Below are 25,871 nucleotides of genomic sequence, written 5' to 3'. Positions count from 1 at the left end.
CCTCCTACACCCCCCCGCTCGTCTAACCCCGCGGGGCCGCGGCGGGGCCGGCCGCGCCGCCCCACGCTCTCAACGCGGCCGGCGGGCGCCGCGGCGCCGCTGCGCCCGCGGACGGTGTTCTCGGTGAGATCACCGGGTGCCCGAAGCGCGCGGGGAGAAACAGTGCGATGCCGGGACTCACCCGTACGGCGGCGGTCGCGGACGACTCGGCCGCGCGGGCGGGTCCTGTTGCCTGAAAGGCCACGGGGTGGGTACGCGTACCGGCGCCACCGACCGGCCCCCATCCCCGCAAGGAGCGTGCTTCAGATGGCCACCGTCTCCCTCACCGGAACCTCTCAGCAGGACGCCGCCACCGTCCTCGGCGTGCTGCGCGCCGCGTTCCCCCCGGACCGCCCCGCGGTCGACGTGCCCCGGACCGGACCCGGTGATCGTTTGTCGGTGTGGAGCGCGGACTTCGAACCGACGCGGGAGTGGAGCCCTCCGGAGCCTGCCCGGCTGCGCGGCCCGGTCGCGGCGACCGTGCAGGGCACGCCCGTCGCCGTCGACCGGCTCTTCGAGGTCCTGAGTTCGGCGTTCGCCGTGCAGCAGTGGGGCGCGGCCTCGGGCGACCAGGAGAAGGAGGTCGACCTGCGGCTCGGCACGAAGGAGTGACGCGGCGCAGGACCGCACCGCGTCACCGGCCCACGAGGAGATGAGCGGCATGGTGCAGATCGGATACACGATGATGACCGAGCAGGCCGGTCCACGGGACCTGGTGGAGCATGTGGTGGGTGCCGAGCGGGCCGGCTTCGACTTCTCGGTCACCTCCGACCACTACTTTCCCTGGCTGGAGTCCCAGGGCCACTCCCCCTACGCGTGGAGCGTGCTGGGCGCCGCCGCGCAGGCCACCGACCGCATCCCCCTGATGACGTACGTGACCTGTCCGACCACCCGCTACACCCCGGCGGTCGTCGCCCAGAAGGCCGCCACCGTGCAACTCCTGTCCCAGGGACGGTTCCGGCTCGGCCTGGGCTCCGGGGAGAACCTCAACGAGCATGTGGCAGGCGCCGGCTGGCCCGCCGCGCACGTCCGGCTGGAGCGGTTGGAGGAGGCCGTCGAGATCGTCCGCGCCCTCTTCACCGGGGAGAACGTCAACCACCACGGCACCCACTTCGACGTGGTCAACGCCAAGTTGTGGGATCTCCCCGCCCCTCCCCCGCCCATCGGTGTCGCCGTCTCAGGCGACCGCTCGTGCGAACTGGCGGGGCACCTGGCCGACGTGCTCATCGCCACCGAGCCCAGGCGGGAACTGGTCACCGCCTTCGAGGCGCACGGCGGTACGGGCAAACCCAAGGTCGGCCAGCTGCCGATCTGTTACGACACCGACCGCGACGCGGCGATCACCCGCGCACACGACCAGTTCAGCTGGTTCGGCGGCGGCTGGCCCGTCAACTCCGAACTGCCCGGACCGGCCGCGTTCGCGCAGGCCACCCGGTTCGTACGGCCCGAGGACGTGGCCGGCTCCATTCCCTGCGGCGATGACGTGCAGGCGGTCGTCGAGGCCGTACGCCCCTTCGTCGACGCGGGGTTCACGGAGGTCGCGCTGGTCCAGATCGGCGGTGACCACCAGGAGCCGTACCTGGAATGGGCCGAACAGAAGCTGCTGCCCGCCCTGCGCGAGCTGTGAGTAGGGTGCCATGACCACGAAACGCGCCGCGGTCTTCGACATCGACGGAACCCTCGTCGACACCAACTACCTGCACGCCGTGGCGTGGTGGGAGTCGTTCCGGCAGGCGGGCCACCGTGTTCCCCTGCGGGACATCCACCGGGCCGTGGGACTCAGCGGCGGTGATCTGCTGGACCACCTGCTCGGCGAGGACCGCGATCACGACCAGGACCAGCAGATCACCGGGGCCCACTACACGTTGTACGCCACCCACTTCGAGCGGCTGTCGGCCCTCGCCGGGGCGGGAGAGCTGCTCCGCACACTGGCCGGACGGGACTGGGGGATCGTCCTGGCGACTTCGGCGAGCGGCGCGGAACTCTCCGCGCTGCGCGGTGTCATCGACGCGGACGACGTCGTCCTGGGAGTGACCAGCGCGGACGACGTCGCCGACGGCAAGCCCGCCCCCGACCCCGTCAGGCAGGCCAGGGAACTGGCCGACGTGCCGAGCGAGCACGCCGTGTTCGTCGGCGACAGCGTCTGGGACATGGAGGCGGCGGCGCGGGACGGCGTGGTCCCGGTGGCGGTCCTGTCCGGCGGCATCCCGCGCGCGGACCTGGAGGCGGCCGGCGCCCACGCCGTCTACCGGGACACCGCCGATCTCCTCGCACACCTGGACCAGAGCCCCTTCGCCGACACACCCTGACGGGCCTGCCGCCGTCCGCGAGCCCCGGCGGCCACGGCCCGGACGGGCCAGGAGGTACGGATGAACGCGCCAGCGGAAGACACCGTTCGAGTCGGCAGGCGCCGGGTGCCGGTGACCCATCCCCGTAAGGAGCTGTTTCCGGACGAGGGCATCACCAAGTCCGAACTCGTCGACTACTACCTGGCCGTCGCCCCCGTCATGCTGCCGTTCCTGCGCGGCCGACCGCTGGTCATGGAACGCCATCCGGACGGCTACGGCGGCCGGTCCTTCTTCCACAAGGACGTTCCCGACCACTTCCCCGACTGGATCCACCGTCGCAAGGTACCGAAGCGGGGCGGCACGGTGAACATGGCCGTCTGCGACGACGCCGCCACCCTCGTGTACCTGGCCAACCAGGGGTGCCTGACACCGCACCCGTGGCTCAGTCGCACCGACCGCCTCGACCAGCCCGACCGGGTGGTGTTCGATCTCGACCCGCCGACCGCCGACGACTTCGACACCGTCCGACGGACCGCGCGCGAACTCGGCGATCTGCTCACCGGGCTCGGGCTGCGCCCGGCGGTGATGACCACCGGCTCACGCGGACTGCACCTGGTGGTGCTCCTGGACCGCCGTACCGACTTCGACACCGCGCGCGCCTTCGCCCGCCGCGTCGCCGAACTGCTCGCCGCACGACACCCGGACCGGCTCACGACCGCGGCGCGCAAGGCCGACCGGGGCGGCCGCCTCTACCTCGACGTGCAGCGCAACGCCTACGCCCAGACCGCTGTGGCCCCCTATGCCGTACGGGCCCGGCCGCACGCGCCCGTCGCGACACCGCTGGCCCGGGAGGAGCTCGACAGTCCCGGCCTCGGCCCCCGGCGCTGGACCCTGCGCACGCTCCCGGACCGCCTGGCGGAGGTGGGTGATCCCTGGAAGGGGCTGGGCCGATGCCGGCGCTCCCTCACCGCGGCCGGGCGCAGGCTCGACGCGCTGTCGCAGGAGGACCACGACGGGCGAAGGAAGTGATGCCGCCGTGCCGACCGCAACCCAGCGGACCACGGCTGACGCCCTGCTCGCCGCGTACGGGCGGACCTACGCGCAGGAAGCCGGCGTCAGCCTGCGCAACACCCCGCAGCCGCTCTACCAGTTGCTGGTGCTCGTTCACCTGCTCAGCGCGCGGATCAAGGCGTCCGTGGCGACGGACGCCGCACGCGCCCTCTTCGACGACGGGATGCGCACCCCGAAACGGATGAGCGAAGCCACCTGGCAGCAGCGGGTGGATGCGCTCGGCAAGGGCCACTACCGCCGGTACGACGAGCGCACGGCCACCCAGCTCGGCGACGCCGCCGACCGGCTTCTGGAGCGGTACGGCGGCGATCTGCGCAAGCTGCGGGAGGCCGCCGCCGGCGACGTCGAGGAATGCAAGCGCCTGCTCCGGGATCTGCCCGGCATCGGTCCCACCGGTGCGGACATCTTCCTGCGGGAGGTTCAGGGCGTCTGGCCGGAGGCGGCACCGTACTTCGACGCCAAGGTCCTCCAGGGCGCGGCCCGGATCGGTCTGCCGGATTCGGCGGACGCCGTCGCCCGCCTGGTGGACGACGAGGACCGTCCGGCGTTCGCGGCCGGACTGGTGCGATGCGCGCTCGACAAGCACGTCGCCGAGGACGTCACCACCCGCGCACACATAGACCGGCGTCGAGAGCCCGGCCCGCCCACGGCACATCCCCTGCGGCGCATTCGAATGCGGGGGCGCGAAAGCAAAGCTGTTTCACGTTTCCCCCGCTCAGACGTCTAGCTTCGTGAAACCGCGAAACTCGGAGGGGCTGAGGGAGGCAGAAGATGCGACACATTCGCGTGAGCAAGACGGTGAAGACGGACAGCCGGCGTATCCGTGAGGAGTCCGAGCAACGTCGAATTGAACGTTCCGAAGTGCGTGATGACATCAGACGCACCTGGTGGCCGGAGGGCCGCTGAATGCCTCGGGCCGGCCCGAGGCTGGGGCCGGGCCGTCAACCCCCTTCGGGTCGGGACACGGCCGCGCCGAGCCGGGACGCCAGGTCGGCGACCGCGTCGCGAAGCTCGGTCCCGCCCTCGACATGGAAGGCGAAGGGGACGGCTGCCAGCCACTCCGACGCGTACATCACCGGGTTGCGGGTGGTGCCGACGAGGACGCAGCGCTCCCCCGCCGCCCCGACGGGTTCGAGCCGTCCCATCGGCGGCCCGATCCACGGGGCGACCCGCTCCATCGGGGCGTGGAACATCACCCGCGTGGGATAGGCCCAGCCGGTGCCGAGGTTCTCCTCCAGCACCTTGACCGGGTCGAGGTCCTCGGGCATCCGGAACCCGACCGCGCTCTCCTCTACCGCCAGGACCCGGTCGACCCGGTAGGTGCGCACCGCGTCGGCGCGATGGGAGTGGCAGAGCAGGTACCAGCGGGCCCGGCGCACGACGACCGCCCAGGGGTCCACCTCCGCCCGCCACTGGTTGCCGGCCTCGCTGCGGTAGGTGATCACCACACGCCGTCCGGACGCGATCGCGTCGACCAGGGCACTGGTGACGGCGGGGTCGGCGTAGGCCGGGCTCGGGTCGGGGGCGGCAGCGGCGTGCTCGCGCAGCGCGGCCGCCTGACGTCCGATCCCCTCGGGCAGTGCGCGGATGACCTTGCCGAGGGCGGAGCCGACGAGATCCTCGGGGTCGGTGGCGGCGGGCCGGCCGTCGAGTACGGCCATGACCAGGCCGAGCGCCTCGGTCTGGGTGAAGCTCACCGGCGGCAGCCTGGTCCCGCGCCGCAACTGGTAGCCGCCGTGCGGGCCGCGCACGGAATCCACGGGGATGCCGGCCTCCCGGAGGATCGCGACGTAGCGGCGTGCGGCCCGGTCCGTCACCCCGAGCCGCTCCGCGAGCTGGTCGGCCGTCGTGCCGGGGCAGGTCCGCAGGATGTCGAGGGTGCGCAGCGCGCGGGCGGTGGGGCTCGTTCCGGTCTCCACCCCGGACAGCGTAGGCGGACTGCCGACAATCAGGAAGCCGATCGTCCTGAACCCCTCCTAGCATGGCGGAGCCCGGTCGGGCGGACCGCGTCCACCGGGCGTTCCCGACGGCTGTCCCCACTCTCGATCGCGACCTCGACGGAAGGTTGGTCTCACCATGGAAATCCTGCTCATCGGTGGTCTGTGGCTGGACGGCACCGCGTGGGACGCGGTGACACCGGCCCTGGAGAAGCTCGGTCACCGCCCGCGGCCGGTGACCCTTCCGGGCCAGGGTGACGGACGCTCCTCCGCCACGCTCGACGAGCAGCTGGCGACGGTCCTCACCGCCATCGACGCGACAGCGGACAAGCCCCTCCTGGTGGCGCACTCGGCCGCCTGCTCCCTCGCCTGGATGGCCGCCGACGCGCGCCCGGACCGGGTGGGCGGGCTGGCGCTGATCGGCGGCTTCCCCAAGGCGGACGGCCAGACGTACGCCGACTTCTTCGACATGCGCGACGGTGCCATGCCCTTCCCCGGCTGGGGTCCGTTCGAGGGCGCGGACAGCGCCGACCTCGACGCGGAGCTGCGCCGACGGATCGAAGCGGACGCCGTGCCCGTGCCGGAGCGGGTGGCGAGGGGGGTGGTCCGGCTGTCGGACGAGCGCCGCTACGACGTTCCGGTGGTGATGGTCTGCCCGGAGTTCACCCCGGAGGAGGCCCGCGAGTGGATCGCCGCGGGTGACGTGCCGGAACTCGCCAGGGCCGGGCAGGTCGGGTTCGTCGACATCGACTCCGGCCACTGGCCGATGTTCAGCAAGCCGGCCGAGTTGGCCCGCCTCCTCGGGGCGGTGGCAACCGGGCACTGATCGTGCGGCGCCGTAAGGCGGATTCGCTAGGCCCGGCTGCTGTGGTCGAGGCGGTCGGTCAGGCGGCGGGCCTGGCTGAGGAGGGTTCCGTACGTCGCGAGGTCGTCGGGCCCGTCCGGTGCCGCCTCGTGCAGGCGCTGCCTCACAGCGTCGAGCGTGCCGCGCACATCGTCGACGGCCTCCCGAAGCGGCCGGCCCGAATCCTCCTCCCGCGTGAAGCGCGCGGTCGTACAGAGGTGGAGGGCATGGGCCGTTCGGTGCAGGAAGTCGGCGTAGGACTGGCTGATCACGGCTCCCGGCCACCGCGTCCCACCCTCCCGGTCGGAGACTTCGAGCACGGTCCGAGTGACAGCCGCGGCGTGCAGGGCTACGTCGTCGAGGACGGTGAGGACATCGTCGTAGCGCTGCTCGAGGAGCGCCGATGCGGCGCTGCGGCGCTGCGGCGGCGCGGGTTGCCTCGCAGGCTCTCCCGGCTCCAGCCGACCGCGGAGCGGGCCTCGCCGACCATGCGTTCAAGGCGCAGGGCCCTTCTGTGCCAGTCGGTGGCCTCGGAGGCGTCGGTCCGGCCCCGCGCCAGGCCGTCGGCGACGTCGCCCAGAAGCTTCTCCGCCTCTCGGGCCGCGTTCGCCAAAGCCGTGCGGGTGTCACGCAAGTAGAGCGGCGGCCGGATCAGCGCGTTCACCGCGATCCCCACCACCGCGCCGAACACCGCCTCGGCGATACGGGCGCCCGCCGCGCCCACTCCCACAGGGCCATTGGTCAGCACGAACAGGGCGGCCGGCCGTGGCGGCGTAGATGCCCTGGTTGCCCAGCCGCCGGTAGTTGCCCAGCAGCACCGCGACCGGGAGGACCAGGGCCATCGCCACGAGCGTGGAGTCCAGCACCATGGCACAGGCGGTGGCCACGACCGTGCCCGCGGCGATCGCGGCGAGTTGCTGCAAGCCGTGGGCGAGGGACCGGTAGACGGTCGACTCCACCAGCACGATGGCCGCCCATGGCGCCATGAACGCCATCGGCGCATGGAGCCACCAGCCGACCACGGCCCACGCGACGCCCGCGGCAAGCGCCGCCTTGGCTGCCTGCACCGCCACATCGCGCTCCCGGCCCGGTTCCACCCACGCCCTTCGCACACTCAGTCCGGCCGCTCGCGCGTGACGGCCGACCGCGGACACCGCTTCCCTGAAGGCTCGCATCACCGCCAGGTCCCACGCCCGACGGATTCGATGCCTGACGGCGCCGTTCACGGTTCATGACTCCCCCACACCGGCTTGTCGGGTCCGTTCAGGGGCACTTGGCAGGACAGCATGCCGATCGGACGGAGTGAGGAGCCCATGCAACGTTGCCGGTCCACCGCCCACACGACAGCAGCCCCGGCACAGCCGTACGCGGACGCCGCGCGGCGCGCGTGCCTCATCGCAGGAGCGACACGGTGAGCGGGGGCATACCGCCCCTGCGGGACCGTCACCTCGCCGCGGGCTTCATAGTCGTGATGTACCTCATGGTCGCCGCTCTGCTGGCCGGTATCACCGTCTCGGCGTTCTCGGACAGTGGCGTGGCCGTAGGTTCGGCAGCCTGCGCGGGCGGGGTGCTGGGTGCCGCGGCGGGCGTGTGGCGCGTCCACCGCACGCCCGAGGAGGAGCGCGCCGACGAAGGCACCCCCTGACACCTCACGGTTCCCCGTCCCGCGCGGGCCGCGATGATTTCCTGGCCCCGGAGAGGTCTGCCTCACCACCGGACGACGGGAGAGACGTCATGAGCACGCCGGAAGTCCTGATGGACGGCATCCTGTTCGGGGAGTCGCCGCGCTGGCACCGCGACAGGCTCTGGTTCGCCGACTGGGGTGCCCGTGAAGTGATCGCGCTGGACGCCGCCGGTCGTCACGAGGTGGTCGCCACCGTCGATTCCTTCCCGATGTGCATCGACTTCCTCCCCGACGGGCGACTGATCGTCGTCGACTCGGCGCACCGGCGACTGCTGCGCCGCGAGGCCGACGGCTCACTCGTGCGGCATGCCGACCTCTCCCCTGTCTCACGCAAGCCGTGGAACGACATCGTGGTCGACGACCGGGGCAACGCCTACGTCAACACCATCGGTTTCGACTTCCCCGGCGGGGAGTTCGCACCGGGCACGGTCGTGCTGGTCGCCCCGGACGGCGGCGTCCGTCCCGTCGCGCACGACCTCGCCTTCCCCAACGGCATGGCCGTCACGGCGGACGGCGCCACGCTGATCGTCGCCGAGTCGTACGCGAACCGGCTCACCGCCTACGACATCGCCGGCGACGGCACCCTCGGCGGCCGGCGCGTCTGGGCGGAGACTCCCGGCGACCACCCCGACGGGATCTGCCTCGATGCCGAGGGCGCCGTCTGGTACGCCGATGTCGGCAACCGGCACTGCGTCCGCGTCCGGGAAGGGGGCCGGGTGCTCGCGACCCTCGACCTGGACCGCGGCGCCTTCGCCTGCGCGCTCAGCCGGGGTGACGACCCGCGTCTGTTCGTCGTCGGCCAGACCTGGGGTGATCCCGAGCCGCAGCGGCCCAGCGGACAGGTGGTGGCGTTCCCGGCACCCGCGCCGGGGGCCGGGCGGCCTTGAGCCGTCCGGACATCGACGGCCTTGCGGAGTCGGTGCCCTGCGCGTATGCGGGTACTCGGCCCACCCCACCTTGAGACGAGGAACCGATGTCCGACACACCCGCACCCGGCGACGCCGACCTGTCCGCACTCGCAGCCGAACGCCGGCGCCTTCGGGAGGCGTATCTGCGGCCCGCCGGACAGCGGCCCGCCTCGACCGCCCGAGGGGTGCACCACACCGCGCTGATCAGCAGCGACGTCGAGCGGACCATCGCCTTCTACCAGGGCCTGCTGGGCTTCCCGCTCACCGAGCTGATCGAGAACCGGGACTATCCCGGCTCCACGCACTTCTTCTTCGACATCGGAAACGGCAACCTGCTGGCCTTCTTCGACTTCCCCGGCCTCGACATCGGCCCGTACGCGGAGGTCCTCGGCGGGCTCCACCACGTCGCGATCTCGATGGACCCGGACCGCTGGGCCGAGATCGTGCGCCGCTTCGAGGACGCCGGCGTCGAGCACGCCGTCCACAGTGAGGTGTCGGTGTACTTCAGCGACCCCGACGGCGCCCGTATCGAGCTGATCTCCGACCCGCTCGGCGAGATGTACGGGCACGAGGTGCTGTGAGCCGCGCACGGCGGAACCTCGGTCGGCGGAGCCTGTCAGCTTCGGGGCAGCACGGTCAGGACGCGGACGACATGCTCGCGGAACTCCAGCATGAAGTCGCTGAGGAACTGGCGGGTGGACTCGTCCCTGACCTCGCCGTCGTCGCCGAACACCTCCGGTGTGAACTTGATATAGGCCTCCGGCGCTGTCATCTGCCGGGCGTTGCAGAACGCCATCACCGCCCGGAGGCTCTGCTGGGCGACCGCGGTGCCGATCTGTCCGATGGAGGCGCCGATCATCGCGGCGGGGATGTGGTCGAAGGAGTTCTGCCCCCAGGGGCGTGAGGCCCAGTCGATGGCGTTCTTCAGCGCGCCCGGGATCGACCGGTTGTACTCCGGCGTCACGAACAGCACGGCGTTGGAACGCGCGATGGCCTCCTTCAGGGCGAGGGCCTCCGCCGGATAGTCGCTGTCGTAGTCGGGGCTGTACAGCGGCAGGTTCCCGATGGGGATCTCGGTGAACCGGAGGTTCTCCGGCGCGAGCCGGATGAGGGCCTTGGACAGGACCCGGTTGATGGAAGTCGAGGACAGGCTGCCGACGAAGTAGCCGATGTCGTAGGTGTCCATCAGACACGCCTCACAGGGGATCGCGGGGAAGCGCCTGCCGGAGCGGCAGACACTCGGACAAATATTCCGAAAACACCCTGAAACGTCCACAGGAAGCATGACAGTGACACCCCTGCGCGGAACGGCCGCGCTCGCGAGCGAACGAGCGTCTCAGCAGGTGAAACGGCGGTTTGACATTAGATCGTCTTATAGCTGATAAAGAACATGCTTTGGCCATCGATCCACATGCCGTGACGATGGTCCCCGTCCAGCCAAGTGAGAACGCCGTGCACCAGAACGCCACCGCCCCCTCCTCCCTCACCGCCCGGGAGAGCTGGGACGCCTGGTGTACCGCGCGCCGCACGGCGCTCACGGCCCCGACCGGCAACCTCGCCCTCGTGGAGACCCGGTGGCTGCCCGCCGGGGAGCGCCCGGACGTGGAGGCGGCCCGAGCGGGTCTGCCGGAGACCATGACCGTCACCGCGCTGTCGCGCACCGACCTCGTCAGCGGTGAGCCGGAGCACGGGCTGCGGTTCTGGGACGCCGCCTCCCCCGCCCTCACCCACTTCGACCGGGTGGACGTCTTCGACCACGACCCCGCGTGGGTCCTGGAGGCGACCTTCACCCCGGTCCCCGGCGCCCGCAGGATCGCCTTCGAGCACATCCGCGACAACGGCGGCACCCGCGACCTCGTCGTCCCCGGCGACATCGCCCTCACCGTCGACGGCCGCGACTACACCCTCGGCGCCTTCGACGACGACGGCACCCTGCTGCTCGTCTTCGGCGACCCCACCAACGGCGACAGCACCTACGGCGCCGGCCGCTTCCTGTTCGTCGAGCGCACCGACGACGACAGCCGCGTCGTCCTCGACTTCAACCGGGCCTTCGTACCGCCCTGCGGATTCTCCGATCAGTACAACTGTCCGATGCCGCCACGGCAGAACCGCTTCCACCTGCCCGTAGAGGCCGGCGAGAAGCTCCCCGTCTTCCGCGACGGCTTCACCGGCTCCCACTGATCCCCTCGGCACTCCCCGCCCCGCAGCACGAAAGCGCCCCCATCATGAGCATCAAGAAGTCGCACCTGTACGCCGTCACCTCCGCGGCCACCCTCTCCCTCGCCCTGAGCGCCTGCGGCGGCTCCGCCGGCAGCAGCGCCACCGGCGGCACCTGGGACAAGAACGCGACCGTCAACATCGGCTCCCTCTACGAGCCCCAGAACCTCGACAACACCGCCGGCGGCGGCCAGGGCGTCACCGAGGCGCTCAACGGTAACGTCTACGAAGGCCTGTTCAAGCTCACCGACGACGGCAAGGTCGACAAGCTCCTCGCCCGGGACCACGAGGTCAGCGCGGACGGTCTGACGTACACGATCACGCTCCGAGACGGGGTGAAGTTCCACAGCGGCAAGGAACTGACCAGCGCCGACGTCAAGTACAGCCTGGAGAAGGTCCTCGCGGACGACTCCCAGTCGGCCCGCAAGAGCAACCTCGAAGTGATCAAGGACATCGCCACTCCGGACGCGCGGACCGTGAAGGTCACGCTGAAGCAGAAGTCGATCTCCTTCATCTACAACCTCTCCTACGTCTGGATCATCAACTCCGAGGCGAAGGACCTGAAGACCTCCGAGGACGGCACCGGCCCGTACACCCTCGGCAAGTGGACCCGCGGCTCGGCGCTCGGCCTGGACCGGTTCGCCGGCTACTGGGGGGACGCCGCCGCCAACAAGAAGGTCGTCTTCCACTACTTCAAGGACGCCACCGCGCTCAACAACGCGCTGCTGACCAACGCCGTCGACGTGGTGACCAGCGAGCAGTCCCCGGACGCGCTGGAGCAGTTCAAGAGCAACCAGGGCTACAAGGTCAACGACGGCAACTCCACGACCAAGCTGCTGCTGGCCTTCAACGACAAGGCCGAGCCGTTCACCGACGTCAAGGTCCGCCGGGCCGTCTCCGCCGCGATCGACGACCAGAAGCTGCTGGAATCCGTCTGGGGCGGCTACGGCAAGCCCATCGGCTCGATGGTGCCGCCCACCGACCCCTGGTACGAGGACCTCACCGACGTCGACACCCACGACGTCGCCAAGGCCAAGAAGCTCCTCGCGGAGGCCGGGTACGCCAAGGGCTTCACTTTCACCCTCGACACCCCGAACTACGACCCGCACCCCACGGCCGCGACCTTCATCAAGTCGCAGCTGGCGAAGGTCGGCGTCACCGTCGAGATCAACACGATCACCCCGGACGAGTGGTACACGAAGGTCTACAAGAACCACGACTTCACCGCCACCCTCCAGGAGCACGTCAACGACCGCGACCTGGTCTGGTACGGCAACCCCGACTTCTACTGGGGCTACGACGACAAGCAGGTCACCCAGTGGGTCAAGGAGGCCGAGGCGGCCTCCACCACCGCCGAGCAGACCGAACTGCTGAAGAAGGTCAACCGCAGGACCGCCGAGGACGCGGCCAGCGACTGGCTCTACCTCTACCCGCAGATCGTCGTCGCGAGCACCAAGCTCTCCGGCTACCCGCTCAACGGCCTCAACTCGCAGTTCTACGCCTACGACATCAAGAAGACGGGCTGATGGCCCGCTATCTGCTGCGCCGTCTGGCGTTCCTGGTGGTGTCGCTGGCGCTGGCGAGCGTGGTGCTGTTCGTACTGCTGCGCCTGCTGCCCGGCGACCCCGCCAACGCGCTGACCGCGGTCGGGGCGAGCCCCGAGCAGATCGCCGCGGCCCGCCGCTCCATCGGCTCCGACCGCCCGCTGCCCGAACAGTTCACCCACTGGCTCGGGCAGTTGGCGAGCGGTGACCTAGGCACCTCCTTCGTCAGCTCGCTGCCGGTGGGGCCCGAGGTCACCGCCCGGCTCAACGTCACCGTGCCCCTCACCCTGGCCTCGTTCGCCCTGGCCGTCCTGATCGCCGTACCCGCGGGATTCGTCGCCGCCCACAAGCGCCGTACCTGGTACGGCGCCCTGCTCAGCGGCGTCTCCCAACTCGGCATCGCCATACCGGTGTTCTGGCTCGGCATGATCCTCATCGCGGTGTTCGCCCTCAACGCCGGCTGGCTGCCCTCGGGGGGCTTCCCCCAGGACGGCTGGGCGGTACCGGGCGAGGCCGTCCGCTCCCTCACCCTGCCCGTCATCACCATCGCCCTGGTGATGTCGGCCTCCCTCATCCGCTACGTCCGCTCCGCCACCCTCGACGTCCTCGGCAGCGACCACCTGCGCACCGCCCGCGCCCTCGGCGAGAGCTTCGGCACCGCCATGTGGCGCCACGGGCTGCGCAACGCCTCCATACCGGTGATCTCCATTCTCGGCATCGAACTCGCCTCCACCCTGCTCGGCGCCGTCGTCGTGGAGTCCGTGTACGCGCTGCCCGGCCTCGGCTCCCTGCTCGCCACCGGCATCGCCCAGCACGACTACCCGGTCATCCAGGGCGTCCTGTTCGTCTCCACCCTCGCCGTGCTGCTCATCGGGTTCCTCGCCGACCTCGTCCAGCGCGTCATCGACCCGCGCCTGCGGGGCCGGCTCTCCGGAGGCGCCCGATGACCACCACCGACCTGCTCGCCCGGCCCGCCGAGAAGACGAGCGCCCCCCGCACCCGACGGCGTTCCGCCACCCTCCTCGTGGGCTGCGCGGTGACCGCCGCGGTCGCCCTGCTGGCGCTCACGTCGTTCCTGTGGCTGCCCTACTCCCCCGACGACACCTCCGGCGGCCGGCTCGCCGGACCCGGCGACGGCCACCTGCTGGGCACCGACAAACTCGGCCGGGACCTGTTCACCCAGCTCATGACCGGCTCACGCATCGCCTTCGCGGCCGGACTCGGCTCCGTCACCGTGGCCGCCCTGATCGGTGTCACCCTCGGCGTCCTCGCCGCCTTCGCCCAGGGCTGGCTGGACGACACCCTCTCCGCGTTCCTCGACATCCTCATCGCCTTCCCGACCCTGCTGCTGGCGATGCTCGTCGTCGCCGCCCGCTCGGCCACCCTCGGCTCGGCGATCCTGGCCATCGGCCTGGCGCAGAGCGCGGTGGTCGCCCGGCTGGTGCGCATCCTCGTCAAGCGGGTCCTCACCCAGGACTACATCACCGCGGCCCGCACCTCCGGAACCTCCTGGCCCCGCACGGTCCTCGGCCACGTCCTGCCGAACATCTGGCCCACCCTCGCGGTCAACCTGGCCCTGCAGTTCGGACTCGCCGTCCTCGCCGAGGCCGGACTGTCCTACCTCGGCCTCGGCGCGCCGCCGCCCAACGCCTCCTGGGGCCGGATGCTCCAGGAGGCCCAGGCCACCTTCACCACCGCCCCGGCCGGCGCCCTCGCCCCCGGCATCCTCCTCGTGCTCCTCGTCATCGGCGTCAACCTCGTCGCCGACGGCATGCGCGACGTACTGGACCCGGCGACCCGCGGGAGGCGGGCATGACGCTCCTCGACGTACAGAGCCTCTCGGTGACCACCGACGACGGGCGCCCCCTCGTCCACGACCTGTCCTTCAGCCTCGCCGGCGGCGACCGCCTCGCGCTGATCGGCGAGTCCGGATCGGGCAAGTCGCTGACCACCCTCGCCCTGCTGGGCCTGCTGCCCGAGCGGATGACCGCCACCGGAAGCGTCGTGCTGGCCGGAACCCAGATCATCGGCACCCCGGACAAGCACCTGACCGGCGTACGCGGCCGCGACGCCGCGATCGTCTTCCAGGAACCGCTGACCGCCCTCGACCCGCTCATGCGCGTCGGCCGCCAGATCGCCGGCCCCCTCGCCCGCCGTACCGGCCTCAAGGGCTCCGCCCTGCGGTCCGCCGTGCACGACGCCCTCGCCCGGGTACGGCTGCCCGAACCGCAGCACATCGCCCGCGCCTTCCCGCACGAGATCTCCGGCGGCCAGCGCCAGCGCGTCGCCCTGGCCGCGGCCCTGGCCTGCGAACCCCGGCTGCTCATCGCCGACGAACCGACCACCGCGCTGGACGTCTCCGTCCAGGCCGAGATGCTCGACCTCATCGACACCCTGGTCCGCGAACGGGAGATGGCGGTGCTGTTCGTCAGCCACGACCTCGCCGTCGTGGCCAAGGTCACCGACCGCGCACTCGTCATGAAGGACGGCCGGGCCGTCGAGGAGGGCGCCGTACGCGACATCGTCGGCGCTCCCCGCGAGGAGTACACCCGCCACCTGGTGGCCAGCGCCCGCCGGCTGGAGTCCGCCCTGGACCTGAGGAGCACCCCGTGAACGACGCCGTGCTGGAACTCGACGACGTCACCGCGCGCTACCGGGGTGCCCGCACCGACGTGGTCCAGGAGGTGTCCCTCGCGGTGTCACCCGGCGAAAGCCTGGCCCTGGTCGGCGAGTCCGGCGCCGGGAAGACCACACTGCTGCGGCTCCTGCTGGGCCTGGCCCGGCCCACCCGCGGCACCGTCCGCTTCGACGGCCGGGCCCTGTCCCTGCGCGACCGCGAGCAGCTGCGCCGCTTCCGGCGCAGCGTGCAGCCCGTCTTCCAGGACCCCTACTCCTCCCTCGACCCGCGCCGCCGGGTGGGCTCGATCGTCGCCGAACCGCTGCGCTCACTGCGCCTCGGCACCAGGGCGGAGGCCGCGCGGAAGGTGGCCGCCGCGCTCGAAGGGGTCGGGCTGCCCGCCGACACCGCCGAGCGCTATCCGCACGAGTTCTCCGGCGGCCAGCGCCAGCGCATCGCCATCGCCCGCGCCACGGTGTGCGAACCCCGGGTGCTCCTCGCGGACGAGCCGGTCAGCGCCCTCGACGTGACCACCCGGGTCAAGGTCGTCGACCTGCTGGCCGAGCTGAAGCGGGAGCGCGGCCTCACGCTGGTGATGGTCTCCCACGACCTGTCGGTCGTGGCCTCCCTGTGCGAGCGGACGGCCGTGCTGGAGCGCGGCCGGGTCGTCGAACAGGGCGACACGGCGCAGGTCCTGAGCGCGCCCGCCCACGCCTACACCCGCCGCCTGATCGACAGCGTGCCCCGCCTGCCCGTCTGAGGACGGGGGCGGCCGTTCAGTCGTCGAGCGCGGCGGAGGGCGTGTCCCCGTCCTGGGCCTGCCGGGCCCGCTCGGCGATCACCGCGGTGAGGTCGCGGGCCGAGTCCTCGTCGACTCCGCCCTTCTCCCCGGCGGCCGCCTCGGTCACCAGCACGGTCGTGCCGACCCGGGTCTGGGTCACGGCTCCGGCCTCGCCCTTGAATCCGGCGATACCGATGCGGGCCTCGCTCTCGTCCCCGACCGGGCCGAGCTCGAAGGGCTTGGCCTTCGCCCCCGCCCTCCTGTTGTAGTAGCCGTCCCAGAGCACGTCGTACCCCTCACGGGCGGCCTGTTCGCTGTCGTAGGCGATGATCTGGAAGGAGACGTGGGCGCCGGTCTCGCGGTCCAGGAAGGCCGACGATCCGAAGAAGCGGGAGTTCTCGCAGCCCGCGTTGCCCTTGATCGGGCAGGCCTGCGAACGGTAGAGGTCGTCCATCTCGACCGCTACGGGCCGAAGGATCGTCTTCCACCCGGGCATGGCCTCCACGTCGGGCACCGTCGCACGTACCTGCTTCAACGTCAGCGCCACGACCTTGCCGTCAGCGCTGCCGCTCTCCCCGCCACCGCCGCAGCCGGCCAGCACCAAAGCCGCCGCGACCGCGACGCACCCTCGATAGTCCCTCATGGTCATGCCACCTCCCCCGTCAAGCGGCGATCTTACGTGGCTCACCGTGCGGGCCCGTCGTGCCCACCCCTTCCTTCCCGTCGCCTGTTGACTTGGAGCGCACTTTAAATCCGAGCATGAGGCGCATGACTCACACCGATCCCCAGATCGTCCTCGGCACCATGGACTTCGGCACCCGCGTCTCCCCCGACCAGGCCTTCGCGATCCTCGACGCCTTCGTCGCCGGCGGCGGCACCTGGCTCGACACCGCCAACTGCTACTCCTTCTGGAGCGACCCCGCCGGTGTGGGGGGCGCGAGCGAACGGGTCATCGGCGCCTGGCTGCGGGCCCGCCCGGGCATGCGCGAGCGGGTGCGGATCGCGACCAAGGTCCGGCAGAACCCGCTGACCCCGCACGTCTGGCCGGAGAGCGCGGAGGGCCTCTCCGCCTCCGCCGTGCACGCCGGATTCGAGGAGAGCCTGGAGCGGCTGGGCGTCGACCACGTGGACCTGCTGTGGGCCCACGCCGAGGACCGCGGCGTGCCCCTGGAGGAGACCGTCGGCGCCTTCGGTGAACTCGTCGCCAAGGGCACGGCCCTGCGGGTCGGCGCGGCCAACCACGCCGCCTGGCGCGTCGAACGCGCGCGCTCCCTGGCCCGGGAACAGGGCGTGGAGCCGTGGACGGCCCTACAACTGCGCCACTCCCTCCTCCAGCCTCGCCCCATGACTCCCTTGGCCGAAGCCGGCCACCGCATGCTCGCCGCCGAGGACCTGGACCTCGCGGCGGCGGAACACCTCACCGTGTGGGCCTACAGCGCACTGCTGTGGGGCTCGTACGAACGCGCGGACAAGCCCCTGCCCGACACCTACGAGCACCCGGGCACCACCCGCGTCCTCGGCGTCCTCGGGGAGGTCGCCGACGAACTCTCCACCACACCGAACCAGGTGGTGCTCGCCTGGCTGATGCGCCAGGGCATCGACCCCATCGTCGGCGCGAGCCGGGTCGCTCACGTCGAGCAGGCACTCGCCGCGCGACAGGTCCGGCTCGACGACGGCCACCTGACCCGCTTCGCCGAAGCCCGCTGACCAGAGCAGCCGCCGTCTGAGGCGCCACCCCTTGCATCACCTATCGAATATCGATAGCTTTCCATCGCGATTCGATGGAAGGGTGGACTCATGGGCAGACTGACCGTGCTGGCGCTGCGCGCCGTGCTCGTGGTGGTGCTCGCCGGCACCGGGTTCGTGCAGGCACTGATGGCGTGGACGCTGATCAGCGGGAACGACCCGGAGGACGGGACGCTCCCGCTGACCGCGCTGCGCGTGATCACGACCCTGGGCATGGTCACGGTCCAGGTCGCCCTGGTCTGCGTATGGCGGCTGGTGACGATGGTGCGCCGCGACACGGTCTTCTCGCACGCCGCCTTCCGGTACGTGGACGGCGTGATCGGCGCGATCGTCGGCGCCGCCCTCGTGTGGTTCACCGTCACCGCCGTCAACGCGCCCGGCCAGCGGGAGGACCCGGGCGTCACCGTCATCATGGCCGGGGTGGGCGTGGCGATCCTCGGGGTCGCGCTCCTCGTCCTCGTCCTGCGGATGCTGCTCACCCAGGCGACGCGGATGCGGGCCGAGTTGGACGTGGTGATCTGATGCCGATCGTCGTCGACATCGACGTGATGCTCGCCAAGCGGAAGATGTCCGTGGGCGAACTCGCCGACCGGGTCGGGATCACCCCCGCCAACCTGGCCGTCCTCAAGAACGGCCGCGCGAAGGCGGTACGGTTCACCACCCTCGCCGCCCTCTGCGAGGTACTCGCCTGCCAGCCGGGCGACATACTCCGCTGGGAAGCCGACGATTACGCGACCGAGTGAACCGGCGCCGCCGGCGGCGCCCAGGCACCTGAGCGGTGGGCCCACCGGAGGAAGTCACCCGCCGCGGAGCAAGCGGCAACGCACAACTGCCAGTTCAGACATACGGCATGAAGCTCGCGACGAACAGGTCCGGGTGGCTCGGCTTCTGCACCGTCTCCTTGGCTTCCTCGCAGATGTCCGGGTAGGCCAGGCAGTCGTAGTCCTCCCATCGGTTGACCACCACGCCGTACTTGGAGCGGGTTTCGGGGAAGTCGCCGGTCAGGACCATCTGCGTGGGATAGCCGGACTCCACGCTCCACCCCTCCGACCGGAGCGCCTCCTCGATGGCCTCCACCGGATCCGCGGCGTCGGGCGCGGCGATCAGGACGTAGGGCTGCTCCCAGTCGTTGCCCGGGTTCGATTGGGTGCCTCCGGCAAGGATGCGTACGTCTTCGGACTCTACGGACCTGACCACGTCCTGCGGCACGCCCGGCAGGTCGAGCCATGCGTGGAGGAGCTCCCACCCCGCGAACAGCAGGCCTGCCAGCAGAGCGGCTCCGAACAGGCGACGTACATCGGCCCGTCTGTGGATCACGTACAGCCTCCGCTCATGGGCGAACCGGTCCGTGCGGTAGTACACCGCGACTGTCAGTACGCGCTCAACCCCGCACTCTCCGGGGAGCCGCCCGGTCGCCCGGGCGCATCGGGCGGGAGGAGTCCGGCGCGGACGGCGCCCGCGGTCCGGGGTGCGTGGTCATCTAGGATTCCCCGGGGATCGCGCGACCAGCTCGCCCGCCCGCAACAGAAGTCCCTGGAGAAGTGAGGTAAGCCGGTGATCTGCGTCGGCGGCATGATCGGAATCGGTAAGACGGTCGTCGCCGAACTGCTGGCCAAGGAGCTGGGCAGCCAGGTCTTCTACGAGAGCGTGGAGGACAACCCGATCCTGCCGCTCTTCTACACGGCGAGCCCCGAGGAGATCCAGGCCCAGCGCTACCCCTTCCTGCTCCAGCTCCACTTCCTGCGGACCCGGTTCGCCTCGATCAAGGAGGCGTACCGGCAGGACGACAACGTCCTCGACCGGTCGATCTACGAGGACTGGTACTTCGCGAAGGTCAATCACGACCTGGGCCGGATCAGCTCCCTCGAAATGCAGGTCTACGAGGGGCTCCTCGACGAGATGCTGCGCGAGATCGACGGCCTGCCGTACCGCAAGGCGCCCGATCTCATGGTGTACCTCACTGCGGACTTCGAGACGGTGCTGCACCGGATCGGACTGCGGGGGCGCGACTTCGAACAGGACGAGAGCCTCGTCGAGTACTACCGCACGCTGTGGTCCGGCTACGACGACTGGGTGCGGCGGCACTACTCGGCCGGCGAGGTCCTCGTCGTCGACATGAGCCGCACGGATGTGGTGAACAACCCGCAGGACGCGACCCGGGTGGCGCGCGAGGTCCGGGAGGCCCTGACCGCGGCGAAGGCGAAGCTCCGGGGCTGACGCGAGCCCGCGCGGCGGGGGCCGGTGCCTCGGCCGGAAGGGCCGCTCCCCGGGCGAGGAACGGCGCCCGCCGGGCCGGGTCAGAGGTCCAGGGTGAGCGACGGGGACAGGGCCCGGGAGACACAGGTCATCATGTACTCCCCGGCGGCCCGTTCCTGCGCGGACAGCACGGAGTCACGGTGGTCGGGGGTGCCGGCGAGCACGCGGACCTCGCAGGAGCCGCAGGTGCCCTCGCGGCAGGTCGACAGGACGTCGGCGCCGGCCCGGTTGACGGCGTCGAGGACCGACTCGTCCGCGCGCACCTGGACCGTGCGGCCCGAACCGGCCAGCGTCACCTCGAAGTCGCCGTCGGCCGTGTCCCCGGTGCGGGGGCGGGGCGCGAACCGCTCGGTGCGCAGGACGCGCCCCTGGTCCAGGCAGCGTTCCTCCAGGTCGGCAAGGAGTTCCTCGGGCCCGCAGCAGTAGGCGGCGGTGTCGGAGGGCGTGGCCGCGAGGAGGTCGCCGAGGTCGATCCGGCCGCGTTCGGCGCTCGGCCAGAGGGTCACCGCGTCCGGGTGGGCGCGGCTCAGTCCGGCGGCGTAGGGCATGGTGTCGAGGCAGCGGCCCAGGAGGACCAGCCGCCAGGGGACTCCGCGGCGGGCCGCCTCGGCCACCATCGGCAGGAACGGCGTGACGCCGATGCCGCCGGCGACGAACAGGTACCCGGGTGCGTCGGCGAGGGCGAAGTTGTTGCGCGGGCCCCGCAGGACGACCGGGTCGCCGGAGCGCAGGAGTTCGTGGGCGTGCAGGGAGCCGCCGCGGCCGTCCTTGTCCCGGCGAACGGCGATCCGCCAGCGTTCCTGGTCGGCGGGGTCGCCGCACAGGGAGTACTGGCGGGTCAGTCCCGGCGCGAGCCGGACGTCGATGTGGGCGCCCGGCTGCCAGGAGGGGAAGGTGCCCTCGGCGGGGGCGAGTTCGAACTCCACGACGTCGGGGGTGAGCGTGGTCCGGGCGGTGATCCGCGCCGGGATGTCCGAGGTGCGGGCCCGGCTCGGTGTGGGCGGCCGGGGTGTGCGGGCGGGCGCCGGGTCCCAGGCGATGGGCAGTGCGGCGACGCCCCGGCCCTCGGAGACGGCGGTGTACGGCACCTTTCCGTCGGGGAGGTCCAGCCGCAGGCCGGGCAGGCGCTCGTGCAGGACCCGCAGTTCGGTGCGCAGGAGCAGGCGGGCGAGCGGGGCGCCGAGGCAGGCGTGGATGCCTTGTCCGAATCCCAGGTGGGGCTGTTCGAACCGGCGGTCGGGCCGCAGCGCGTCGGGGGCGTCGAAGTACGCGGCGTCCCGGCTCGCGGAGGCGTAGGCGAGGAAGACCTCGTCACCCGCGCGCAGCGGCGTGCCACCCAGGACGGTGTCCTCGGTGACCAGGCGCGGCATGCCGGTGATGGCGGACTCGTAGCGGAACAGTTCCTCCAGGGCGCGGCCGCGGCTCGCGTCGTCGTGCTGCGCGGCCTCCCAGGCGCCGGGCCGTGAGAGCAGGTGGGCGGTGCCCATGCAGATGAGGTTGGACGAGGTCTCGTGTCCGGCCAGCATCAGGCCGGGGAACAGGGAGAGCATCTCGAAGTCGGTCATCTCGGCCTCGCCGGAGTCCCGGACGTTCCAGACGTGGCTGATCAGGTCGTCGCGCCGCTCCTCGCGCCGTTCCGCCATCACGCTCAGCACGTAGTCGTGGAGGTCGAGCAGCGCGTCGGCCTTCTCGTCGGGTCCGACGCCGGGGAAGTTGGTGTCGCGGGGCCCGGCGAAGAAGGACAGGGCCAGACCGATCCACTCGGCGCGGGAGGTGTCCAGGCCCACGATGCGGGCGATCACCTTCAGAGCCAGCGGGAGGCCGAAGCTCGACTTGAGGTCGGTGGCGCCCCGGTCGGCGAACTCGTCGACCTGACGGTGTGCGGCCTCCTCGATCCACGGCTCGAACCGGGCGAGTTCGCGGGGCACGAAGAAGGAGTTGACCGCGCCGCGCAGCCGGTCGTGGGTGGGGTTGTCGTGGCCCAGGAGGGTTCCCCGGCCGGGGACCCGGTCCTCGAACCGGTGGCGCCACGGCGGCGGCATGTCCGGCACCGTCGGTTTCGAGGAGAACACGTCGGGGCGGCGGAGGGCCTCCACCACTTCGTCGTAGCGGGAGACGACGTAACGGCCGTGGAGGGCTTCGCCCCGTTCCAGGCCCGGACGGTCGCGGGCCGCGGCGAGGTCGGCGAAGAGCGACGAGGGGTCGGTGAACGGGCACCGACCCGCCGCGGGCGCGTCGGCGGGATCGGGGGTCTGGGAGGCCACGGACGCTCCTTCGGTGGTTCGGGGTCGGGCAGCGCCACCCTGCCCCTTACCCCGACGGAGATTCAAGATATTGATTTTGTTTTCGCCCTGTGGACCACGGCCCCCGATACGTGGCGGTTGACCTGACCGCCCCCGCACCCATAATCTGAAATCAGAGTTCAGATTCTGAATTGAGTGCCGGCCGCCCACGGACGGTGTCAGGCACCCGCATCCCCCATGCGCACCCCGTATCCTCACGCCGGCCAGGAGGGCCTTCCATGCGTTTCTCCGCGTTTCTCACCACCCGCTCGTCAGGTCCACAGGACGACCGCAGGGTGACCCAGGCGCTGGTCGAGCACGCCGTGGACGTGGAGCGGCTCGGGTTCGACGCGGTGTTCCTGCCCGACCACCACTTCACCGGCTACTGTCCGCCGGCGAGCGACCCGATGATGTTCGCGTCCTTCCTCGCCGCCCGGCTGCCCCGGCTCCACTACGGCTTCTCCGTGCAGACGATCGCCCTGCACCACCCGGTGCGCTTCGCCGAACGGCTGAACCTGCTGGACCAGCTCACCGACGGCAAGCTCCTGGTGGGCACCGGCAGCGGCACCACGCCGGAGGAGATGATCGGCCTGGGCATCAACTTCAGGGACACCCCCGAACTGTCCAAGTCCCACCTCGCGCTGGTACGCCAACTCTGGGACAAGAAGGCCGAGGACGCCCCCCTCGTCTTCGACAACGGCCACTACAAGGGTGCCGTCGTCTCCCGGATCGTGCCCGCCGCCCACACCCCCGGCGGACCGCGGCTGATGTCGGTGGCCCTGCGGCCCTCCAGCGTCGAGCGGGCCGCGGCCGAGGCCCAGCCCGCCTTCATCCCCGCCTTCACCCCGCCCGCCCTGGACGACGGCGAACCCCTCAAGAACCTGCGCACCCACTTCGGCGCCTACCGCACCGCGCTGGAGGCGGCCGGGCACCCGCAGGAGACCGTGGACCGCGCCCTGGAGTGGACCACCCACACCTACCAGCACGTCCACGTCGCCGAGACCGACGAGCAGGCCGAGGAGGAGTTCCAGCTCCTCATGGGCCAGTACCAGAAGACCATCGAGCGTGAGCACGAGGCCAACCTGGAGGCCGAGAAGCTCTCCGGGGTCACCCTCAAGCCGCCGCCCAACGCGCTGACCGAGGGCTGGCAGCGCACCTGGTGCGTCTGGGGCAGCCCGGACACCGTCGCCGAACACCTGGCCGAGGTCTCCTCGATCGGCCTCGGCAACGTCCTGGGCGGCTTCCTCGGCGGCCCCCTCACCCCGGAACGCACCGCCCTGGGCAAGAAGTCCCTCGAACTGTTCGCCACCGAGGTCATGCCCAAGTTCCGCTAGGGCCGTCGGGCCGCCCGGCCGCGCACAACCTCCCTGGTCCCGGCCGGCGGCCGGCCGGGACCAGGGGCAACGGCCCGAGCAGACGCCGCTCGGGCCGGGTCCTAGATGTTCGGCTCGCGCACCACCCTGACCTCGTGCGGGGGCAGCGCGAGCACGCCCTCCGCGATGGCACCACCGCCGAACAGCTCGGAGCCCTCGATCTTCACCTGGGTCCCGTCCCCCGTGTGGTTGAGGAGGAACACGAACCGCGCACCGTCGGCACCCACCCGCCGGACGGCTTCCACACCCTCGGGCAGATCCGCCAACACCGGCTCGACCGCCGCCTCCTGCAGGAGCGAGCCGACGACGCCGTCCAGGGAGTCGGCGTCCAGCCGGGTTCCCGCGTACCAGGCCGTGCCGTCGCCGACCGGACGCCGTGTCACGGCGGGCCGGCCGCTCAACGGGCCCCCGGCCCAGGTGCGCACCGGCTCCGCGCCCTCCAGGGAGGTCTTCTCCGCCCAGAATTCGCCCGTGCCGCCGTTGTCCAGGAGGTGCCGCTCCCCCTCCCCCAGCGGCCAGAACTCCTCGCTGCGGACACCGAGCAGCTCCCGGAAGGCGCCCGGGTAACCACCCAGCCGCACATGCTCGTTCTCGTCGGTGATGCCGCTGAAGAAGGTGACGAGCACCGAGGCGCCCCCGCGGGCGGCGGTCGCGATCCGGTCGGCGGTGTCGTCGGACACCAGCTTCAGCGTCGGCACCAGGACGACCTTGTACCCCTCCAGGTCGGCGTGCGGAGGGACGACGTCGACGGTGATGTTGCGCCGCCACAGCGCCCCGTACCAGCGCAGCGCCTCCTCCATGTAGCTCAGCGACTGGCTGGGGTGACCGTCCGACTCGCTGGCCCACCAGCTGACATAGTCGAAGACCAGGGCGACATCGGCGTGGACCCGGCTGCCCCTGACGGGCGCGAGCGCCTCGACCCGCCGCCCGAGTTCCACCGTGGTGCGGAAGACGTCGCTGTCCGGACCGGCGTGCGGCACCATCGCCGAGTGGAACCTCTCGGCGCCCGCGGCCGACTGACGCCACTGGAAGAACATCACGGAGTCCGCACCGCGTGCGACGTGCGACAGGGAGTTGCGGAGCATCTCGCCCTCGCCCTTGGCCCGGTTGCGGGGCTGCCAGTTGACCGCCGAGGTCGAGTGCTCCATCAGCATCCAGGGCGCGCCTGACGCGACACCGCGGCTCAGGTCGGCCGAGAACGCCAGCTCTATCTGCGGATGCGGGTCGGAGGCCACGGTGTAGTGGTCGTTGGCGACGACGTCCATGTCGTCGGACCAGGAGAAGTAGTCGACCCACTTCGTCCTGCTCGTCATCATGAAGTTCGTCGTCGTGGGGATCTCGGGGGTCACCTCCCGCAACACGTCCCGCAGCGCCCGGTAGTGGACCAGCAGGGCGTCCGAGCTGAACCTCGCGAAGTCCAGCTGCTGGGTGGGGTTGACGAAGGTGGGCGCGGCACGCGGCGGCAGGATCTCGTCGAAGGAGTCGTAGCGCTGCGACCAGAACGCCGTGCCCCAGGCCGCGTTGAGGGCCTCGACGCGGCCGTAGCGCTCCCGGAGCCACTGCCTGAAGGCGGTCGCCGCCGAGTCGGAGTAGTCGTGCGGGACGTGGCAGCCCAGCTCGTTGTCGACATGCCACAGGGCGAGTGCCGGGTGGTCGCGGTAGCGTTCGGCGACCTTGCGGGTGAGCCCGAGCGCGTAGGCGCGGAACACGGGCGAGGAGACCGCGTAGGACTGCCGGCTGCCCTGCTCCAGCGGGACACCGTCGACCGTGACGGGCCGGATCTCGGGATGCTTGCGCACCAGCCAGGCCGGCGGTGACGCCGTGGCGGTGGCGAGGGCGACGCGGATGCCCGCGGCGTGCAGCCTGTCCAGGACCTCGTCCAGCCACTGGAAGTCGTACTCGCCCTCCCTCGGCTCCAGCAACGACCAGGAGAAGATGCCCACGCTGAGCAGGTTCACCTTCGCCTGCCTCATCAGCTCGATGTCCTCGAGCTGCACCTGCGTGGACCACTGCTCCGGGTTGTAGTCACCTCCGTAGGCGATGCCGGTGACACCTGCGGGCCAAGGGTTGGGCGAAGGCACGAGACGGTCCCTTTCGTTGCGTTGTTGCCGGGTGGTCGCTCATCCGTCGCGGCAGGAGGCCGCGGACGGAGGTCGCGCCCTGGTGTGCGTGTGGGGGAAGCGGTGGGGGGGGGGGGGGGGGCCCCCCGCCCCCCCGGGGGTGGGAACGGCGGGGGGCCCCCAAAACAGGAGGGAGGGGGTGTTGGGGAGGAGGGGGTTGTTGG

The 25,871-nt window shown here is 71.3% G+C and carries 28 protein-coding genes and 1 pseudogene; 20 read left to right on the top strand and 9 right to left on the bottom strand.

The window, feature by feature from the left end:
- Positions 1-306 precede the first annotated feature (306 nt).
- The 5 genes and pseudogenes from ABT296_RS35890 to ABT296_RS35870 all read left to right on the top strand — a co-directional run.
- On the top strand, positions 307-651 hold the full coding sequence (locus ABT296_RS35890; protein ID WP_351933870.1) for a hypothetical protein: 345 nt from the start codon (positions 307-309) through the stop codon (positions 649-651).
- Between the two features lie 49 nt (positions 652-700).
- Entirely contained in the window at positions 701-1,666 is a 966-nt protein-coding gene (locus ABT296_RS35885; RefSeq protein WP_351933869.1) for an LLM class F420-dependent oxidoreductase, read from the top strand.
- Between the two features lie 10 nt (positions 1,667-1,676).
- The gene (locus ABT296_RS35880) at positions 1,677-2,348 is read left to right on the top strand and encodes an HAD family hydrolase (RefSeq protein WP_351933867.1); all 672 of its coding nucleotides are present in this window, start codon (positions 1,677-1,679) and stop codon (positions 2,346-2,348) included.
- 60 nt (positions 2,349-2,408) lie between these two features.
- Positions 2,409-3,356 (top strand): non-homologous end-joining DNA ligase, encoded by a 948-nt coding sequence (gene ligD, locus ABT296_RS35875; RefSeq protein ID WP_351933865.1) that lies wholly within the window; start codon positions 2,409-2,411, stop codon positions 3,354-3,356.
- Positions 3,357-3,363: 7 nt separating this feature from the next.
- Positions 3,364-4,011 (top strand): annotated as a pseudogene (locus ABT296_RS35870) (HhH-GDP family DNA glycosylase); the annotation flags it as partial.
- A 328-nt stretch (positions 4,012-4,339) separates the two neighbouring features.
- Here the strand turns inward: ABT296_RS35870 and ABT296_RS35865 are convergent.
- The gene (locus ABT296_RS35865) at positions 4,340-5,317 is read right to left on the bottom strand and encodes a helix-turn-helix transcriptional regulator (RefSeq protein WP_351933861.1); all 978 of its coding nucleotides are present in this window, start codon (positions 5,315-5,317) and stop codon (positions 4,340-4,342) included.
- A gap of 157 nt (positions 5,318-5,474) precedes the next feature.
- On the opposite strand from ABT296_RS35865, the gene ABT296_RS35860 reads away from it, so the two are divergent.
- Positions 5,475-6,161, top strand: a complete 687-nt coding sequence (locus ABT296_RS35860) for an alpha/beta fold hydrolase (RefSeq protein WP_351933859.1) — start codon at positions 5,475-5,477, stop codon at positions 6,159-6,161.
- 26 nt (positions 6,162-6,187) lie between these two features.
- Here the strand turns inward: ABT296_RS35860 and ABT296_RS35855 are convergent, their stop codons facing one another.
- The 3 genes from ABT296_RS35855 to ABT296_RS35845 form a co-directional block, all read right to left on the bottom strand.
- Entirely contained in the window at positions 6,188-6,451 is a 264-nt protein-coding gene (locus ABT296_RS35855; protein ID WP_351933857.1) for a hypothetical protein, read from the bottom strand.
- Positions 6,452-6,528: 77 nt separating this feature from the next.
- A complete protein-coding gene (locus ABT296_RS35850; protein ID WP_351933855.1) occupies positions 6,529-6,792 on the bottom strand; it encodes a hypothetical protein in 264 nt (87 codons plus the stop codon).
- A gap of 13 nt (positions 6,793-6,805) precedes the next feature.
- Positions 6,806-7,405, bottom strand: a complete 600-nt coding sequence (locus tag ABT296_RS35845) for an aromatic acid exporter family protein (protein WP_351933853.1) — start codon at positions 7,403-7,405, stop codon at positions 6,806-6,808.
- 185 nt (positions 7,406-7,590) lie between these two features.
- On the opposite strand from ABT296_RS35845, the gene ABT296_RS35840 reads away from it, so the two are divergent.
- From ABT296_RS35840 to ABT296_RS35830, 3 genes are all read left to right on the top strand, one after another.
- On the top strand, positions 7,591-7,824 hold the full coding sequence (locus tag ABT296_RS35840) for a hypothetical protein (protein WP_351933852.1): 234 nt from the start codon (positions 7,591-7,593) through the stop codon (positions 7,822-7,824).
- Between the two features lie 89 nt (positions 7,825-7,913).
- Entirely contained in the window at positions 7,914-8,750 is an 837-nt protein-coding gene (locus ABT296_RS35835) for an SMP-30/gluconolactonase/LRE family protein (RefSeq protein WP_351933850.1), read from the top strand.
- An 86-nt stretch (positions 8,751-8,836) separates the two neighbouring features.
- Complete coding sequence (locus ABT296_RS35830) at positions 8,837-9,352, top strand: VOC family protein (RefSeq protein ID WP_351933848.1); 516 nt, start codon at positions 8,837-8,839, stop codon at positions 9,350-9,352.
- A gap of 35 nt (positions 9,353-9,387) precedes the next feature.
- Here ABT296_RS35830 and ABT296_RS35825 read toward each other — a convergent pair whose 3' ends face one another.
- A complete protein-coding gene (locus ABT296_RS35825; protein ID WP_351933846.1) occupies positions 9,388-9,957 on the bottom strand; it encodes an NADPH-dependent FMN reductase in 570 nt (189 codons plus the stop codon).
- A 236-nt stretch (positions 9,958-10,193) separates the two neighbouring features.
- Between ABT296_RS35825 and ABT296_RS35820 the strand changes: the two genes are divergently transcribed.
- The 6 genes from ABT296_RS35820 to ABT296_RS35795 are packed head-to-tail and all read left to right on the top strand — an operon-like array spanning position 10,194 to position 15,909.
- Positions 10,194-10,952 (top strand): DUF1684 domain-containing protein, encoded by a 759-nt coding sequence (locus tag ABT296_RS35820; RefSeq protein ID WP_351933872.1) that lies wholly within the window; start codon positions 10,194-10,196, stop codon positions 10,950-10,952.
- Between the two features lie 44 nt (positions 10,953-10,996).
- A complete protein-coding gene (locus tag ABT296_RS35815; RefSeq protein WP_351933844.1) occupies positions 10,997-12,514 on the top strand; it encodes an ABC transporter substrate-binding protein in 1,518 nt (505 codons plus the stop codon).
- Positions 12,514-13,479, top strand: coding sequence for an ABC transporter permease (locus ABT296_RS35810; protein WP_351933842.1), 966 nt, complete (start codon positions 12,514-12,516; stop codon positions 13,477-13,479). The genes ABT296_RS35815 and ABT296_RS35810 overlap by 1 nt, the downstream gene beginning before the upstream one ends.
- Positions 13,476-14,348, top strand: coding sequence for an ABC transporter permease (locus ABT296_RS35805; protein WP_351933840.1), 873 nt, complete (start codon positions 13,476-13,478; stop codon positions 14,346-14,348). The genes ABT296_RS35810 and ABT296_RS35805 overlap by 4 nt, the downstream gene beginning before the upstream one ends.
- Positions 14,345-15,145, top strand: coding sequence for an ATP-binding cassette domain-containing protein (locus ABT296_RS35800; protein WP_351933838.1), 801 nt, complete (start codon positions 14,345-14,347; stop codon positions 15,143-15,145). The genes ABT296_RS35805 and ABT296_RS35800 overlap by 4 nt, the downstream gene beginning before the upstream one ends.
- Complete coding sequence (locus ABT296_RS35795) at positions 15,142-15,909, top strand: ABC transporter ATP-binding protein (protein WP_351933836.1); 768 nt, start codon at positions 15,142-15,144, stop codon at positions 15,907-15,909. Before ABT296_RS35800 ends, ABT296_RS35795 begins: the two co-directional genes overlap by 4 nt.
- Positions 15,910-15,925: 16 nt before the next feature.
- Here ABT296_RS35795 and ABT296_RS35790 read toward each other — a convergent pair whose 3' ends face one another.
- Entirely contained in the window at positions 15,926-16,579 is a 654-nt protein-coding gene (locus ABT296_RS35790) for a hypothetical protein (RefSeq protein WP_351933834.1), read from the bottom strand.
- 119 nt (positions 16,580-16,698) lie between these two features.
- On the opposite strand from ABT296_RS35790, the gene ABT296_RS35785 reads away from it, so the two are divergent.
- The 3 genes from ABT296_RS35785 to ABT296_RS35775 all read left to right on the top strand — a co-directional run bounded on the left by ABT296_RS35785 (position 16,699) and on the right by ABT296_RS35775 (position 18,419).
- Positions 16,699-17,637 carry an aldo/keto reductase gene (locus ABT296_RS35785; protein WP_351933832.1) on the top strand — a complete coding sequence of 313 codons (939 nt, stop codon included), beginning with the start codon at positions 16,699-16,701 and terminating at the stop codon, positions 17,635-17,637.
- A gap of 90 nt (positions 17,638-17,727) precedes the next feature.
- Complete coding sequence (locus tag ABT296_RS35780; protein WP_351933830.1) at positions 17,728-18,198, top strand: DUF2975 domain-containing protein; 471 nt, start codon at positions 17,728-17,730, stop codon at positions 18,196-18,198.
- The gene (locus ABT296_RS35775) at positions 18,198-18,419 is read left to right on the top strand and encodes a helix-turn-helix domain-containing protein (RefSeq protein WP_351933828.1); all 222 of its coding nucleotides are present in this window, start codon (positions 18,198-18,200) and stop codon (positions 18,417-18,419) included. Before ABT296_RS35780 ends, ABT296_RS35775 begins: the two co-directional genes overlap by 1 nt.
- A 94-nt stretch (positions 18,420-18,513) precedes the next feature.
- On the opposite strand, the gene ABT296_RS35770 is transcribed toward ABT296_RS35775, so the two are convergent.
- The gene (locus ABT296_RS35770; RefSeq protein ID WP_351933826.1) at positions 18,514-18,993 is read right to left on the bottom strand and encodes a hypothetical protein; all 480 of its coding nucleotides are present in this window, start codon (positions 18,991-18,993) and stop codon (positions 18,514-18,516) included.
- A gap of 237 nt (positions 18,994-19,230) precedes the next feature.
- Here ABT296_RS35770 and ABT296_RS35765 point away from each other — a divergent pair, with 237 nt between their 5' ends.
- Positions 19,231-19,893, top strand: a complete 663-nt coding sequence (locus tag ABT296_RS35765) for a deoxynucleoside kinase (RefSeq protein WP_351933824.1) — start codon at positions 19,231-19,233, stop codon at positions 19,891-19,893.
- An 80-nt stretch (positions 19,894-19,973) separates the two neighbouring features.
- On the opposite strand, the gene ABT296_RS35760 is transcribed toward ABT296_RS35765, so the two are convergent.
- Positions 19,974-22,196, bottom strand: a complete 2,223-nt coding sequence (locus ABT296_RS35760) for a cytochrome P450/oxidoreductase (protein WP_351933822.1) — start codon at positions 22,194-22,196, stop codon at positions 19,974-19,976.
- 257 nt (positions 22,197-22,453) lie between these two features.
- Between ABT296_RS35760 and ABT296_RS35755 the strand changes: the two genes are divergently transcribed.
- Positions 22,454-23,548, top strand: coding sequence for an LLM class flavin-dependent oxidoreductase (locus tag ABT296_RS35755; protein WP_351933820.1), 1,095 nt, complete (start codon positions 22,454-22,456; stop codon positions 23,546-23,548).
- 101 nt (positions 23,549-23,649) lie between these two features.
- On the opposite strand, the gene ABT296_RS35750 is transcribed toward ABT296_RS35755, so the two are convergent.
- Entirely contained in the window at positions 23,650-25,668 is a 2,019-nt protein-coding gene (locus tag ABT296_RS35750; protein WP_351933818.1) for a beta-galactosidase, read from the bottom strand.
- Between the last annotated feature and the right edge of the window lie 203 nt (positions 25,669-25,871).

Source organism: Streptomyces sp. NPDC000983 (genome assembly GCF_040299205.1).
Taxonomy (GTDB): domain Bacteria; phylum Actinomycetota; class Actinomycetes; order Streptomycetales; family Streptomycetaceae; genus Streptomyces.
The sequence above is the reverse complement of the archived record's forward strand: the minus strand, read 5'-3'. Positions and strand labels throughout refer to the sequence as shown.